The sequence below is a fragment of the Pelomonas sp. Root1217 genome, assembly GCF_001425705.1.
Taxonomy (GTDB): Bacteria; Pseudomonadota; Gammaproteobacteria; order Burkholderiales; family Burkholderiaceae_C; genus Pelomonas.
Genome location: NZ_LMDC01000029.1, coordinates 91,011 through 103,974, shown reverse-complemented (window position 1 = coordinate 103,974; position 12,964 = coordinate 91,011). Strand labels below are relative to the sequence as shown.

Annotated in this window: 13 protein-coding genes; 4 read left to right on the top strand and 9 right to left on the bottom strand. The window is 67.2% G+C overall.

Translation table 11 applies throughout. The annotated features are described in order from the left end of the window. Window positions 1-12: 12 nt before the first annotated feature. The 3 genes from ASC95_RS26000 to ylqF form a co-directional block, all read right to left on the bottom strand. Entirely contained in the window at window positions 13-1,179 is a 1,167-nt protein-coding gene (locus ASC95_RS26000) for an acyl-CoA dehydrogenase family protein (protein WP_057300606.1), read from the bottom strand. After that, complete coding sequence (locus ASC95_RS25995) at window positions 1,176-2,588, bottom strand: wax ester/triacylglycerol synthase domain-containing protein (protein ID WP_057300605.1); 1,413 nt, start codon at window positions 2,586-2,588, stop codon at window positions 1,176-1,178. The genes ASC95_RS26000 and ASC95_RS25995 overlap by 4 nt, the downstream gene beginning before the upstream one ends. Before the next feature lie 65 nt (window positions 2,589-2,653). After that, window positions 2,654-3,619, bottom strand: coding sequence for a ribosome biogenesis GTPase YlqF (gene ylqF / locus ASC95_RS25990; protein ID WP_057300604.1), 966 nt, complete (start codon window positions 3,617-3,619; stop codon window positions 2,654-2,656). A gap of 108 nt (window positions 3,620-3,727) precedes the next feature. Here ylqF and ASC95_RS25985 point away from each other — a divergent pair, with 108 nt between their 5' ends. After that, window positions 3,728-4,126: a cold-shock protein gene (locus ASC95_RS25985; RefSeq protein ID WP_057300603.1), complete on the top strand. Its 399-nt coding sequence runs from the start codon at window positions 3,728-3,730 to the stop codon at window positions 4,124-4,126. A gap of 86 nt (window positions 4,127-4,212) precedes the next feature. Here the strand turns inward: ASC95_RS25985 and ASC95_RS25980 are convergent, their stop codons facing one another. The 5 genes from ASC95_RS25980 to ASC95_RS25960 all read right to left on the bottom strand — a co-directional run bounded on the left by ASC95_RS25980 (window position 4,213) and on the right by ASC95_RS25960 (window position 8,944). Next, window positions 4,213-4,530: an energy transducer TonB gene (locus ASC95_RS25980; protein WP_057300602.1), complete on the bottom strand. Its 318-nt coding sequence runs from the start codon at window positions 4,528-4,530 to the stop codon at window positions 4,213-4,215. A gap of 30 nt (window positions 4,531-4,560) precedes the next feature. Next, window positions 4,561-6,108, bottom strand: coding sequence for a methyl-accepting chemotaxis protein (locus ASC95_RS25975; protein WP_057300601.1), 1,548 nt, complete (start codon window positions 6,106-6,108; stop codon window positions 4,561-4,563). Between the two features lie 210 nt (window positions 6,109-6,318). Next, on the bottom strand, window positions 6,319-7,596 hold the full coding sequence (locus ASC95_RS25970; protein ID WP_057300600.1) for a cytochrome c: 1,278 nt from the start codon (window positions 7,594-7,596) through the stop codon (window positions 6,319-6,321). Next, window positions 7,593-8,270 carry a c-type cytochrome gene (locus tag ASC95_RS25965; protein ID WP_057300599.1) on the bottom strand — a complete coding sequence of 226 codons (678 nt, stop codon included), beginning with the start codon at window positions 8,268-8,270 and terminating at the stop codon, window positions 7,593-7,595. Before ASC95_RS25965 ends, ASC95_RS25970 begins: the two co-directional genes overlap by 4 nt. Next, a complete protein-coding gene (locus tag ASC95_RS25960) occupies window positions 8,267-8,944 on the bottom strand; it encodes a YggS family pyridoxal phosphate-dependent enzyme (protein ID WP_057300598.1) in 678 nt (225 codons plus the stop codon). Before ASC95_RS25960 ends, ASC95_RS25965 begins: the two co-directional genes overlap by 4 nt. A 27-nt stretch (window positions 8,945-8,971) precedes the next feature. On the opposite strand from ASC95_RS25960, the gene ASC95_RS25955 reads away from it, so the two are divergent. The 3 genes from ASC95_RS25955 to ASC95_RS25945 all read left to right on the top strand — a co-directional run bounded on the left by ASC95_RS25955 (window position 8,972) and on the right by ASC95_RS25945 (window position 12,130). Beyond that, entirely contained in the window at window positions 8,972-10,015 is a 1,044-nt protein-coding gene (locus tag ASC95_RS25955; protein WP_057300597.1) for a type IV pilus twitching motility protein PilT, read from the top strand. A 77-nt stretch (window positions 10,016-10,092) separates the two neighbouring features. Further along, window positions 10,093-11,229, top strand: coding sequence for a PilT/PilU family type 4a pilus ATPase (locus ASC95_RS25950; protein WP_057300596.1), 1,137 nt, complete (start codon window positions 10,093-10,095; stop codon window positions 11,227-11,229). A gap of 10 nt (window positions 11,230-11,239) precedes the next feature. Continuing rightward, window positions 11,240-12,130, top strand: a complete 891-nt coding sequence (locus tag ASC95_RS25945; RefSeq protein ID WP_057300595.1) for an NAD(P)-dependent oxidoreductase — start codon at window positions 11,240-11,242, stop codon at window positions 12,128-12,130. Between the two features lie 219 nt (window positions 12,131-12,349). On the opposite strand, the gene ASC95_RS25940 is transcribed toward ASC95_RS25945, so the two are convergent. Continuing rightward, window positions 12,350-12,961, bottom strand: coding sequence for a BON domain-containing protein (locus ASC95_RS25940; RefSeq protein ID WP_057300594.1), 612 nt, complete (start codon window positions 12,959-12,961; stop codon window positions 12,350-12,352). Window positions 12,962-12,964 lie beyond the last annotated feature (3 nt).

Genomic DNA, 12,964 nt, shown 5'->3' with positions numbered 1-12,964 from the left:
GTCTCCAGGGCCTCACATGGATCGCGAGGCCAGTTCTTTCATGATCTCGTTGGTGCCGCCGTAGATGCGCGTCACGCGGGCGTCGGCCCACAGTGCGGCGATCGGCGTCTCCAGCATGTAGCCATAGCCACCGAAGAGCTGCAGGCAGGCGTCGGTCAGCCGGGAGGCGAGGTCGCTGCACCAGGCCTTCACCAGCGCCGCGCGGGCAGCGTCGAGCTCACCCTTCAGATGGGCCAAGATGGCCGCGTCGACGAGGGCGCGGGCGGCGAGTAGGTCGCTCTGTGCCTGGGCCAGCACGAAACGCGTATTCTGGAAGTTCCAGATCGGCTGGCCGAAGGCCTCGCGCTGCTTGGCGTAGGCGATGGTGTCATCCAGCGCCCGCTCCATCATCGCGACGGCCTGGCAGGCGATGACGAGGCGTTCCTGCGGCAGCTCGCACATCAGCTGGCCAAATGCCAGGCCTTCACTGCGCCCGAGCAGATTGGCAGCGGGCACGCGCAGTTCGTCGAAGAACAGCTCGCTGGTGTCCTGGGCATGCAGCCCGATCTTGTCCAGGCGGCGGCGCGTCAGGCCTGTCGTGCTGGCGTCGATCTCCGCGACGATCAGCGACAAACCCTTCGCGCCAATTGCTTCCCCGGTGCGGCAGACGACGACGATGAGGTCGGCGTTCTGTCCATTGGTGATGAAGGTCTTCTGGCCGTTGATGACGTAGTGGTCGCCCTTTTCGTCAGTGACGCGGCGCGCGCGGGTGCGGATGGCCTGCAGGTCCGAGCCCGTGCCCGGTTCCGTCATCGCGATGGCGCCAACGCGCCCGCCGGTGGCCATCGCTGGCAGCCAGCGCGCCTTTTGCTCGTCATTGCCGTGGCGCAGCAGATAGGGCGCGACGATGGCTGAGTGCACGCTGCCGCCGAAGCCGCCCAGGTTGGCGCGCGCAGCTTCCATGACGATGACGGCCTCATGGCCGAAGTCGCCACCGCTGCCGCCGAAGGCCTCCGGCATGGCCGCGCACAGCAGGCCCTGGGCACCGGCTTCGTGCCAGGTGTCGCGCTCCATCAGGCCGGCCGCACGCCAGGCGGCGGCGCGCGGCACCCAGCGCTCACTGAAGAAGCGCGCGGCGCTGTCCTGAAGCAGGTGGTGCTCCTCGGTCATCCAGTTCGAGGCAAAGAGCGGAAGACTCATGAAATGCCGACGGCTTCTTCCAGCGTCGCGATCTCTTCCTCCACATAGGCCGCCAGCCGGCCCAGGTTGGGCAGGGCGTCGGTTGCAATCAGGCCGAAGTAAAGAGTGCCGGCATAGCTGAACAACGTGATGTTGAGCAGATGGGTGGCCGGCAGCGTCGACATCGGGTGCATCTCCAGCAGCGGTGCGCCCTTGATGTACAGGCGCTTGGCCGGCCCGGGTACGTTGGACACCAGCGTGTTGCCCATGGGCGTGACGACATCGGCCAGCTTGAGCATGCCGGCGATCTGGCCGAGCAGGCCGGTCAGGATGGTATAGGTCTCGACCGCCTCGGGCGCGACGGCGTCGATCATCGTGCGCACATTGCGCAGCGAATAGCCGACATTGCGCAGCCGCACATAGGCGTCGTCGGTGGGCGGCGACAGGTCGACCAGGATGATGCCGATCTTGTTGCCGCCGTTCTTCTCGCCTTCGCGGCGCAGGTTCACCGGCATCTGGATGGTGATGGGTCGGTCCAGCTCGATGCCCTCGTCGGCCAGAAAGCGGTGCATGGCGCCGTCCAGGCAGGTCAGGGCCACGTGGTTGAGCGTGGCGCGCGACACCTTGCGGATGGCGTCGATGCGGGCCATGGGCACGGCGGTCGTGGCGAACTGGCGGCCCGGCGTGGCATTGCCGGTGAAGGGTGTGCCGCGGCTGGCCATGAAGGGCAGGGCGATGGCATTCTTGGTCAGCTTGATGGCTTCCAGCGCCAGCATGGCCGTGAGCCGACCGATGCCGACGGCGCGCTTGCTGTTGGCGGTGAGCTGCTTCCAGACAGTGCCGGCGACGGCCTGGTCCAGCCGCTTCTTGCCCTTGAGGCCACCGCTGCCGCCGCTGCGGCGGGTGTGGTCCAAGGTCCAGACCGGGGTGACGGTGTCGTCGTCGGGCGTGGTGCGCAGCGACTCGACGCCCCAGCGCGTCATCGTGATGCCGTCGGCCACGGCGTGGTGCATCTTGTAGTAGATGGCGAATTGCCTGTCCCACAGGCCGGCGATGACATGCACCTCCCACAGCGGCCGGCTGCGTTCCAGCACCGGCTCGTGCAAATCGGCAGCCAGCGCATAGAGCGCCTCGCGATCATTCTGGCCGGCCTTCATCTTGTGGAAAAAGACGTGCTGTGCCAGGTCGACCGATTCGGCCGTGCTCCAGCTCGGCATCAGCGTCGGTGAGACGAAATTGATGACCTGGTCGAAGGGCGCCTGCACGTCGGTGTGCGTCAGGAACTCCTCATAGAGCTGCTTGGCGAAATTGGCGCCGCCACCTTTCACCCCCTTGGGCACCTGATGGATGTGCAGGCCCGCCACATGCTTGGGACTGGCCTCGCTTTCGGCAATGAAGAAGGCGAGGTCGAGCAGGGAGAGTCGGCTCATGATGTCTCGTGTCGTTCCGGGCGGCCCAGCATAGGCGCGCCGGTGAGACGGTCAAGGCCGGGAATTTACGCGCTTGTTTCCGCGTCCCCGCTGGACGACTTTCTCTTGCCGCTGCGGCGTTCCTTGTCGGCCAGACGCGCGGCCTCTGCCTCGGCGGCCTTGCGCTCTTCCTCCTCTGCAGCGGCCCGGCGCCAGGCCGTCATCTCGTCCGGGGTCTCCAGCGTGATGCAACCGAGCGCCCCGCCGCGGAAGTCCATCAGCAGCGCCTCGGCGGCCTTGTGCATCAGCACACCGCCACCGCGGACCTTGGCGCCGCGCTTGGCTCCGATGGCCTCCAGCACGGCGTCGTCGGTGCCCAACTCGGTGAGGCCGTAGCGCTGCTGCAGCCGCTCGGGGTAGTGGCGCTTGAGCACGGCGATCAGCTCCAGCGCCACTTCCTCCTCGTCGAAGGCATTGCGGCCGATGGCGCCGCTGGCGGCCAGGTTGTAGCCGCTCTGCGCGATGGCGATGCGGGGCCACAGCATGCCCGGTGTGTCGAACAGGTAGAAACCGTTCTCCAGCACGAACTTCTGCTCGAGCTTGGTGATGCCCGGCTCGTCGCCGGTCTTTGCCGCGCGCTTGCCGACCAGGGTGTTGATCAGCGTGCTCTTGCCGACGTTGGGAATGCCGCAGATCAGCACCCGCAGCGGCTTGTGCATGTCGCCGCGCAGCGGTGCGAGCTCGCGGCAGGCCTTGATGAGGGCGCGCGCCGGCGCCTTGTCGCCAGCGTCCAGCGCGATGGCGCGGGTATGCGCCTGGGCGTTGTAGTAGTCCAGCCAGGCGGTGGTCTGGGTCGGGTCGGCCAGATCCTGCTTGTTCAACACCTTCAGCGACGGCCGTCCCGTCGTCAGCGCCGCCAGCAGCGGGTTGCTGCTGGAGCCCGGCAGGCGCGCGTCGAGCAGTTCGATGACCACGTCCAGCCCCGCCTTCACGCGATCCTTGATCGCCTGACGGGTGGAATTCATATGGCCGGGGAACCAGTTGATGGGCATGCGCAGCAGAGGTGGGAATTCGGGAGGGCGGATTGTCGTTGGCTTACATCCGGTTGCGGCCGCCTGCGCGGCGTCCCCCAAGATCTGGGGGTAGTCGTTGAGGTGAATATGAGATTCGAAGGCGTATTGAGCGCGTGGAACCAGGATGCCGGCTACGGCGCCATCCGGCCGTCTGGCGGGGGAGAAGAAGTCTTCGTTGGCCTGGCCGCCTTCCCAACGGACGGCGAGGGTCCTCGAATGGATGAGCCGCTGAGCTTTGAAATTGTCACGAGCCGTGACGGTCGCAAGCAGGCGGTGAATCTGAAGCGGCTGTCGCAGGCCCATCTCAGCCCGGCACTTCGCGCATCGGCTGGCGGCACTCGCGTGCGAGCCCGGCAGGCGCAAAAGAAACGGCGCCTGGGCTTGCTGGCCGGAGGCGCCGTGGTGACGGTGATGCTGGTGGCGGGTGGGGTGCACTGGTGGCAGCCCACGGACCGGACCGGCGAGTTGCCGGTGATGAAGCGGTAAAGCGCGCTTCTCCTGCCTTGCGCCCTGCATGGCGCAAGTCCTGACACAGGCGAGAAAGGCCGCGCAGGCGGCCTTTCTGTCCAGTGTCAGTCCTCGTTCTTGAAAACGAGCTTGACTTCGTGGGTGGCCTTTTCGCCGGGCTCGAACTTCCACTCCATCAGGGCGGCCTTCACGGCGCGGTCGAACACCCGCTTCGGCTCGGCTTCGACGATCTCGACGTCGCTGACCTTGCCGTCGGCTTCGATCGTCATCTTGGCCTTGACCGAGCCGGTGGAGATGCCCTTCTTGGAGGCCTCGGCCGGGAATTCAGGTGGCACCTTCTTGACGACCTTGGGGGCGGCCTGGGCGGCCAGGGCCAGCATCAGGCTGGCGGCCAGGACGGTGGCGGAACGCAGGAATGACATGGCGGGCCTCGGGCGATGGATGAAAAGGGTTCAGGCGGCCCGGAAGAAGCCGACGGCTTCAATCAGGCGGGTCGAGCTGTCGCGCAGGGCGTCGGCCGAGCGGCTGAGGTCGCCGACCAGGCTGGTGTTCTGCTGTGTGGCCTTGTCGAGCTCGTTCATGGCGCCGTTGACGACGCCGACGCCGGCGGCCTGCTCGTGGGCAGAGTGCGAGATTTCCTCGATCAGCTGACCCATGTTGTTGACTTCGTCAACGACGCTGCGGATGGTGACGCCCGCGTTGTTCACCAGCGTCGTGCCGTTCTCGACCTTCACGGTCGATTCCTGGATCAGCACCTTGATTTCCTTGGCGGCACCGGCCGAGCGCTGGGCCAGCGCGCGGACTTCGGCGGCCACCACGGCGAAGCCGCGGCCATGCTCGCCGGCCCGGGCGGCTTCCACGGCCGCGTTCAGGGCCAGGATGTTGGTCTGGAAGGCGATGCCGTCGATCACGCCGATGATGTCGCCGATCTTCTTGGAGCTGGCGCTGATCTCTTCCATGGTCTCGACGACCTTGGAGACAACGGCGCCCCCATTGCTGGCGGCCTGGCGGGCTGTCACGGCGATGCCGGCGGCGCGGCGGGTCAGGTCGCTGGCGCCCTTGAGTGTGGAGGCGATCTCTTCCACCGAGGCGGCGGTGTTCTGCAGGCTGGCGGCGGAACGCGTCGTGCGCTCGGCCAGGTTGGAATTGCTGTCGGCGATGGAGCCGGAGTTATGGGCCACCTCGCTGGCGGCGGTGGACACATCGCGCACGACGCCCGAGAGAGCTTGCTGCATGTCCTTCATGGCCTGCAGCATCTGGCTGAGTTCGTCGCGGCCTTCGACGCGGATGTCTTGCGTCAGATCGCCGGCGGCGATGGCTTCGGCGGCCAGCTGGGCCTTGCGGGCCGGAGCGACGATGGAGCGGGTGATGACGAGGCCGCCACCGATGCCGATGACCACGGCCACGACCAGCAGGATGATGGTCACCCAGACTGAGAAGCGGGCCAGGTCGACGCCGGACGTGGCCAGGGCCTTACCGCTTTCGAACTGCATATCGACCAGCTTCTTCAGGCCTTCCTGCAGCGCGGCCTGGGCGGGGCGCAGGTCGGTGATCAGGCTTTCGCGGGCTTCATCGGGCGTGCCATCGGCCTGGATCTTCTGGAATTTCTCGAGCGCAGCCAGGAACTTGGTCTTGTGCTGACGCACCTCGCTGACGGCGGCCTTTTCCGTATCGCCGGCGACGGCGCCTTCCAGACCGGCCAGCTGCTTCTCGCCTTCTTCCAGCGCGTCGGCGATGGCCTTCTTCTGCTTCTTGATGGCGCCTGCGGTGTCCAGCAGCAGCAGGTCGCGCACGGCGCGCGAAATGATGTTGACCTGGCTTTCCAGACCGTTGGCTGCGCCAATCTTGAAGAGGCTGGAGTTGGCGGTGCGGTCCAGATCCTTGGCCAGGCCGTTCGCATTCTTCGCGCCGTAAATGCCGATGCCCACCAGCAGCAAAATGAGCAGGCCAAAGCTCAAGGCCAGGCGATGGCCAATACGCAATTGCGTCAGGAAGTTCATCTGTTCAGGTCCTTGTCCGGTGATCGGGTATCGGCGGCGGGCTGCCGCTCTTGAATTCAACGACGACTGTAGGCCTCTCGGCCCTGTTTTTGACGGCCCTACCCGGGAGCCGCGCGCAGTGTGTCGCGACCTGTGACCATTTGCTACCTGGCTGCGGCAGGCTTGCGTGAAGTCGTTCACATCGGCCCCCGCGCCCAGGGGCTTGTGGCCTCAACGGGCCGCTGCGGCGCGCAGCCTGAGCACCTCGACGGCGTCGACTTCGCCGGCAGCGTGGCCGAAGGATGCCCGCAGATGGCTGATCAGCGCGGCCAGGTCTTCGGCGCCCAGCACGCCCGCGAAGGGCGGCATGCCGTAGGGGCGCGGGTTGCCGGGCGTCGCCGGCGCGAAGCCGCCACGCTCGATGAGGCGGATCAGGTTGGCGGCGCTGGCCTGGGTGACCAAGCGGCTGCCAACCAGCGCCGGGTAGGCCATGACTCCGCTTTCGTCGCGCCGGCCCTGGCCCTGCTCGCCGTGGCAGGCGGCGCAGTGCTCGCGGTAGAGACCGGCACCGCGCTCGCGGCGGCGCGCATCCGGCTCGGCTGGCTCGGAGCGGGCGACGGCCTGCTCGGGCAAGGCGCGCAGATAGCTGCTCATCGCGGCGAGATCGGCATCATTCAGCGCCGCAGTGCTGCCGATGACGACCTCGGCCATCGGCCCGAGCGCCACATGGCCTTGCGCCTTGCCGTCGCGCAGCCAGCGTTGCAGCGTCTCGGTCGGCCAGCGCTGCACGCCGGCCTCGGCCGGGTCATGCAGCGAAGGGGCCACCCAGCCCAGGCCGGCCAGCAAGCCACCGCGAAAATCCGCTGGGCCCTGGTCGCCACCCAGCGCATTGCGGCCGGCGTGGCAGGCGCTGCAATGGGCCAGGCCCTGGCTGAGATAGGCGCCGCGGTTCCAGGCCGCGTCCCGGGCCGGGTCGGGTTGATAGACCCCGGGCCTGAAGTACAAGGTCCGCCAGACGGCGACGGCCAACTGGCTCCCGTACGGCCAGCGCAGCTCATGCTCGCGGCGTGGCGCGGTCGCGGCTGGCTGGGCCTGCAGCCAGGCATACAGGGCGTCGGCTTCCTCGCGGCTGACGAGGGTGGTGTTGGTGATCGGATGAGCCGGCACCAGCAGGCGGCCGTCGCGGTTGCGGCCTGAATGCAGCGCCTGCCAGAAGTCGTTGCTGCTCCAGCCACCCAGGCCGGTGGCGTCGGGCGTCAGATTGGATGAGAAGGCGGTGCCAAAGGGCGTCGGGATCGCCCGGCCGCCGGCCAGGCGTTCGCCACCGCGGGCCGTGTGGCAGCCGGCGCAATTGCCCACGGCGGCGAGGTAGGCGCCGCGCTCCAGGCTGACTGGCGCGGTGGAGGGCGGCGTTGCGTCCCCTACGGTGCGTTGCCAGGCCAGCAACCCGAAAGCGGTGGTTAGGGCCAGCAGGGCCAGCAACGCGAGGCCGATCAAGAGGCGCTTCATGGCGGCAGGCCGCCGCAGCGCAGGGGCGGCGGCGCGGCCAGGGTGGGCGCCGGATGCGGGTCCGCCGGCAGCGCCCGGCCAGCGAGGAATTGCGTGATCGCGTTGATCTCAGGCTCGGTCAGGGTCTTGGCGATCTGTGCCATGCAGTCGGGCGCCCGCGCGCGGCGCTGGCCGCTGCGCCACGCGCCGAGCTGGCCGTTCAGATAGTCGCGCGACAGACCGAGCAGGCCGGGGATGGCGGGCTGAGTCCCCGTCAGGCGCTCGCCATGGCAGGCGGTGCAGGCCGGCAAGCGGCGGGCGGCGTCGCCGCGGCTCACCAGCGCCTCGGCGCGGGCCAGCTCGTCGGCGGGAAGGCCAGGCTTTTGTGGCGGTGAGTAAGGCAGATCCAGCGACGCGAAATGCCCGGCCAGTTCCTGCAGATAGGCATCGGACAGCGGCGCGATGAGTTCGCTCATCAAACCGTAGTCACGCCGGCCGTCGCGGAAGTTCAGCAGCTGGTTGTAGAGGTAGCCGGCCGGTTTTCCGGCCAGGCGGGGGTAGTAGCCGTCGGGCGCGGCGCGCCCCTCCTTGCCATGGCAGCCGGTGCAGGCCAGGGCGCGTTGGGCGAGTGTGTCGGGAACGGGCTGCGCTTGTGCGGCCAAGGCAGCAGTGGCCAGCAGCCAGGCCGCCCTCATGCCCGTGCCCCGAAGATGGCGCTGCCCACGCGCACCATCGTGGAGCCGGCCGTGATCGCGTCCTCCAGGTCGGCGCTCATGCCCAGGGACAGGGTGTCCAGGTCCTGGCCTTCGGATTTCAGGCTTTCGAACAGTGCCGCCATCGCCTGGTGCTGGGCCAGGGCGCCGGGACCGGGTTCAGGCACGGCCATCAGGCCCCGCAGCTTGAGCCGGGGCAGGGCGGCGACTTCGCGCGCCAACGCCGCCACCTCATCGGCCAAGAGGCCGCTCTTGCTGGCCTCGCCGCTGATGTTGACTTGCAGGCAGACATTGAGCGGCGCCAGCTCCGCCGGCCGTTGCTCGGACAGCCGCTGGGCGATCTTGAGCCGGTCCACGCTGTGCACCCAGTCGAACTGTTCGGCCACGGGCTTGGTCTTGTTGGACTGCAGCGGGCCGATCAGATGCCATTCGATCTCGCCGCGCAGGTCGCTCAGCTCGCCGATCTTGACCAGGCCTTCCTGCACATAGTTCTCTCCGAAGGCGCGGACGCCAGCCGCAAAGGCCTCGCGCACGGCAGCGGCCGGGAAGGTCTTGCTGACGACGAGCAGACGGACCGCCTGGGGCGGGCGGCCGGTTGAGGCACATGCCGCAGCGATGCGATTTTTGGTGGCTTGAAGGGAGTCGGAGATCGCCATAATGGTCTGAGCACTCCACAGATCATCATGGACATCACTCAGCTGCTGGCATTTTCGGTCAAGAACAAGGCGTCGGACCTGCACCTCTCGGCCGGCCTGCCGCCGATGATCCGGGTGCATGGCGACGTGCGTCGCATCAATGTCGAGGCCCTGGACCACCGCGCGGTCCACGACATGGTGTACGACATCATGAACGACTCCCAGCGCAAGATGTACGAGGAGACGCTGGAAGTCGACTTCTCCTTCGAGATCCAGGGCCTGGCGCGCTTTCGCGTCAACGCCTTCAACCAGAACCGTGGCGCCGGTGCCGTGTTCCGGACGATTCCGAGCAAGATCCTCAGCCTGGAGCAGCTCGCCGCGCCCAAGGTCTTTGCCGAGCTGGCGCTCAAGCCGCGCGGCATGGTGCTGGTGACCGGGCCGACCGGCTCGGGCAAGAGCACGACGCTGGCGGCCATGGTCAACCACCTCAACGAGAACGAGTACGGCCACATCCTCACCATCGAGGACCCGATCGAGTTCGTGCACGAGAGCAAGAAGAGCCTGATCAACCAGCGCGAGGTCGGCCCGCATACGCACTCGTTCGCGAACGCCCTGCGCTCGGCGCTGCGCGAAGACCCGGACTGCGTGCTGGTGGGTGAAATGCGCGACCTGGAAACCATCCGCCTGGCGCTGACCGCGGCCGAGACGGGTCACTTGGTGTTCGGCACGCTGCACACTTCGTCGGCCGCCAAGACGGTGGACCGCATCGTCGACGTCTTCCCCGCGGCCGAGAAGGAGATGGTGCGGGCGATGGTGTCCGAATCGCTGGTGGCGGTCATCTCGCAGAGCCTGTGCAAGCTGAAGGACGGCACCGGCCGCGTCGCCGCCCACGAGATCATGCTGGGCACCTCGGCCATCCGCAACCTGATCCGCGAAAACAAGGTCGCGCAGATGTACTCGTCCATCCAGACCGGCAACTCGCAAGGCATGCAGACGCTGGACCAGAACCTCACCGACCTGGTCCGCCGCAACATCATCTCGCCGGCCGAAGCGCGGTCGAAAGCCAAGTTCCCTGAAAATTTCCCGGGCTAGTCCCGGGAAATTTGACGTCACTCATGTGGCTCGCCACGTGAGTGACGGCAAAACGCCGCACACACAGAAAGCCATTCATGGAACGCGACCAGGCATCCAAGTTCATCAACGACCTGTTGCGGCTGATGCTGTCGCGCAAGGGCTCCGACCTCTTCCTGACGGCCGAGTTCCCGCCGGCGATCAAGGTGGACGGCAAGCTGACCAAGGTGTCGCCCCAGCCCCTGACCGGTCAGCACACGCTGCAGCTGGCGCGGGCCATCATGAACGACAAGCAGGCGGCCGAGTTCGAGCGTAGCAAGGAGTGCAATTTCGCGATCTCGCCACATGGCATCGGGCGCTTTCGTGTGAACGCCTTCCTGCAGCAGGGCCAGGTCGGCCTGGTGTTGCGGACGATTCCGTCGACGCTGCCCACCATCCAGTCGCTGGACTTGCCCGTCATCCTGCGCGAGGTGGTGCAGCACAAGCGCGGCCTGGTCATCGTCGTGGGCGCCACCGGTTCGGGCAAGAGCACGTCTCTCGCCGCCATGATCGACGAGCGCAACGAAACGACCTACGGCCACATCGTGACCATCGAGGACCCGATCGAGTTCGTGCACCCGCACAAGAACTGCATCGTCACCCAGCGCGAGCTGGGCCTGGACACCGACAGCTGGGAAGCCGCGCTGAAGAACTCGCTGCGCCAAGCGCCCGACGTCATCCTGATGGGCGAGCTGCGTGACCGCGAGACCATGGAGCATGCGGTGGCCTTCGCCGAGACCGGCCACCTGTGCATGGCCACGCTGCACGCCAACAGCGCCAACCAGGCGCTGGACCGCATCATCAACTTCTTCCCCGAAGACCGCCGCCAGCAGCTGCTGATGGACCTGTCGCTGAACCTGCGCGCGCTGATCAGCCAGCGCCTGCTGCCGCGCCGCGAAGGCAAGGGCCGCGTTGCCGCAGTCGAGATCCTGCTGAATTCGCCGCTGATCTCCGACCTGATCTTCAAGGGCGAGATCACAGAGATCAAGGAGCTGATGAAGCGCTCCCGCGAGCAGGGCATGCAGACTTTCGACCAGTCGCTGTTCGATCTCTACGAGGCCGGCAAGGTCACCTACGAAGACGCGCTGCGCAATGCCGATTCGGTCAACGACCTGCGCCTGCAGATCAAGCTCAACAGCGAGCGCGCCCGCAGTGGCGACCTGTCCAGCGGCACCGAACATCTGACGATTCTTTGACCCATTGCTCATGACCACCCGCAGCTACGATCCCGTTCCTCCCCGCCGCGTCGCCTTCCTGGGCCTGGGCGTCATGGGCCACCCGATGGCCGGCCATCTGGCGCGTGCCGGCCATCAGGTCACTGTGTACAACCGCACGACAGCCAAGGCCGAGGCCTGGACAAGGGAGTACGGCGGCAGCTTTGCGGCCACGCCCGCCGAAGCCGTGCAGGGCGCCGAGTTCGTGTTCTGTTGCGTTGGCAACGACAACGACCTGCGCTCCGTCGTCCTCGGCGACGCCGGTGCGCTGGCCGGCATGACCTCGGGGGCCATCTTCGTGGACCACACCACCGCCTCGGCGGCCGTGGCTCGCGAGCTGCATGCAGCAGCGGCCCAGCGTGGTGTGGCCTTCATCGATGCCCCGGTTTCGGGCGGCCAGGCCGGTGCCGTCAACGGCGTGCTGACCGTCATGTGCGGCGGCGATGTGGCTCCGTTTGACATGGTGAAACCGATCGCACTGGCCTTTGCCAAGGCCGTGACCTTGCTCGGCGGCCCGGGCTCAGGGCAGCTTGCCAAGATGGTCAACCAGATCTGCATCGCCGGTGTCGTACAGGGCCTGTCCGAGGCCGTGCGCTTCGGCCAGAACGCGGGCCTGGACATGGCTCAGGTACTGGAGGTCATTGGCAAGGGTGCGGCCCAGAGCTGGCAGATGGACAACCGCGGCAAGACCATGGTCGAAGGCAAGTTCGACTTCGGCTTCGCGGTCGACTGGATGCGCAAGGATTTGGGCCTCGTGCTGGACGAGGCGCGCCGCAATGGTTCACGCCTGCCGCTGACGGCGCTGGTGGACCAGTTCTACGCGGACGTGCAATCCATGGGCGGAAGTCGCTGGGACACGTCCAGCTTGATCAAGCGGTTGTGAGGGTTGGCCCCTCGCCCAGCGCTGAGGCGCTGGTCGGTCTTGCAGACCGCGCTGCGGCATGTGCCGCAGCCCTTCGGCAGGCACATCGCCCCCACTGGGCGCAATGTGTCCGGCCTCAGCCCCCGAGGGGACGCCGATGCGAGCGGGCGTGGCCCCCTCGCACATCGGCTCAAGCGCGACTAGGGGCGGCCCGTCGCCGCGCTTGATTCCAAGCCGAAATCACGACTTCTTGGGCGTCAAACGAGCGAGTTCGTCCTCGCTGATGATCTCGAAGGCACGCACGACCTTCTTGACGCCGCCGACCTGGCGCGCGATCTCGCTGGCGCGATGGGCCTCGCGTTCGGTCACGCGGCCCATCAGGAAGACCTCGCCGCGTTCGACGACAACGTAGAAGGCATTGCTCAACAGGTCGCGCGCGTCGATGAACGAGGCCTTCACCTTGCCCTGGATGACGACGTCGTTGGAACGGCCGCTGAGCGCACTGTGCATCGTGACCGCGCTCTCGTTCAGGACCTTGGTGACGTTCTCGACACCCGCGACGATGCGCTCCACCTCGGCCCGGTCGGCGTCGGTGCGCGCTTCACCGGTGATCAGCGCGACGCGGTTGTAGCTGTTGACGTTGATGTGCACCTTGTCGCCCAGCTGCTCGCGGATGCGAGAACCGGCCTTGATCTCGATGGTCTCGTCCTCGAGCTGGGTGGCTGAGGTGCGGCGGTCGGTGGCGACGCTGACGCCACCCACCATCGCGCCGCCGATCAGCAGCGGTGCGCAACCGGTGGCGAGCGTGCTGGCGAGGATGGCGGCGGCCAGGGTCAGGGTGAGTTTTTTCATCTA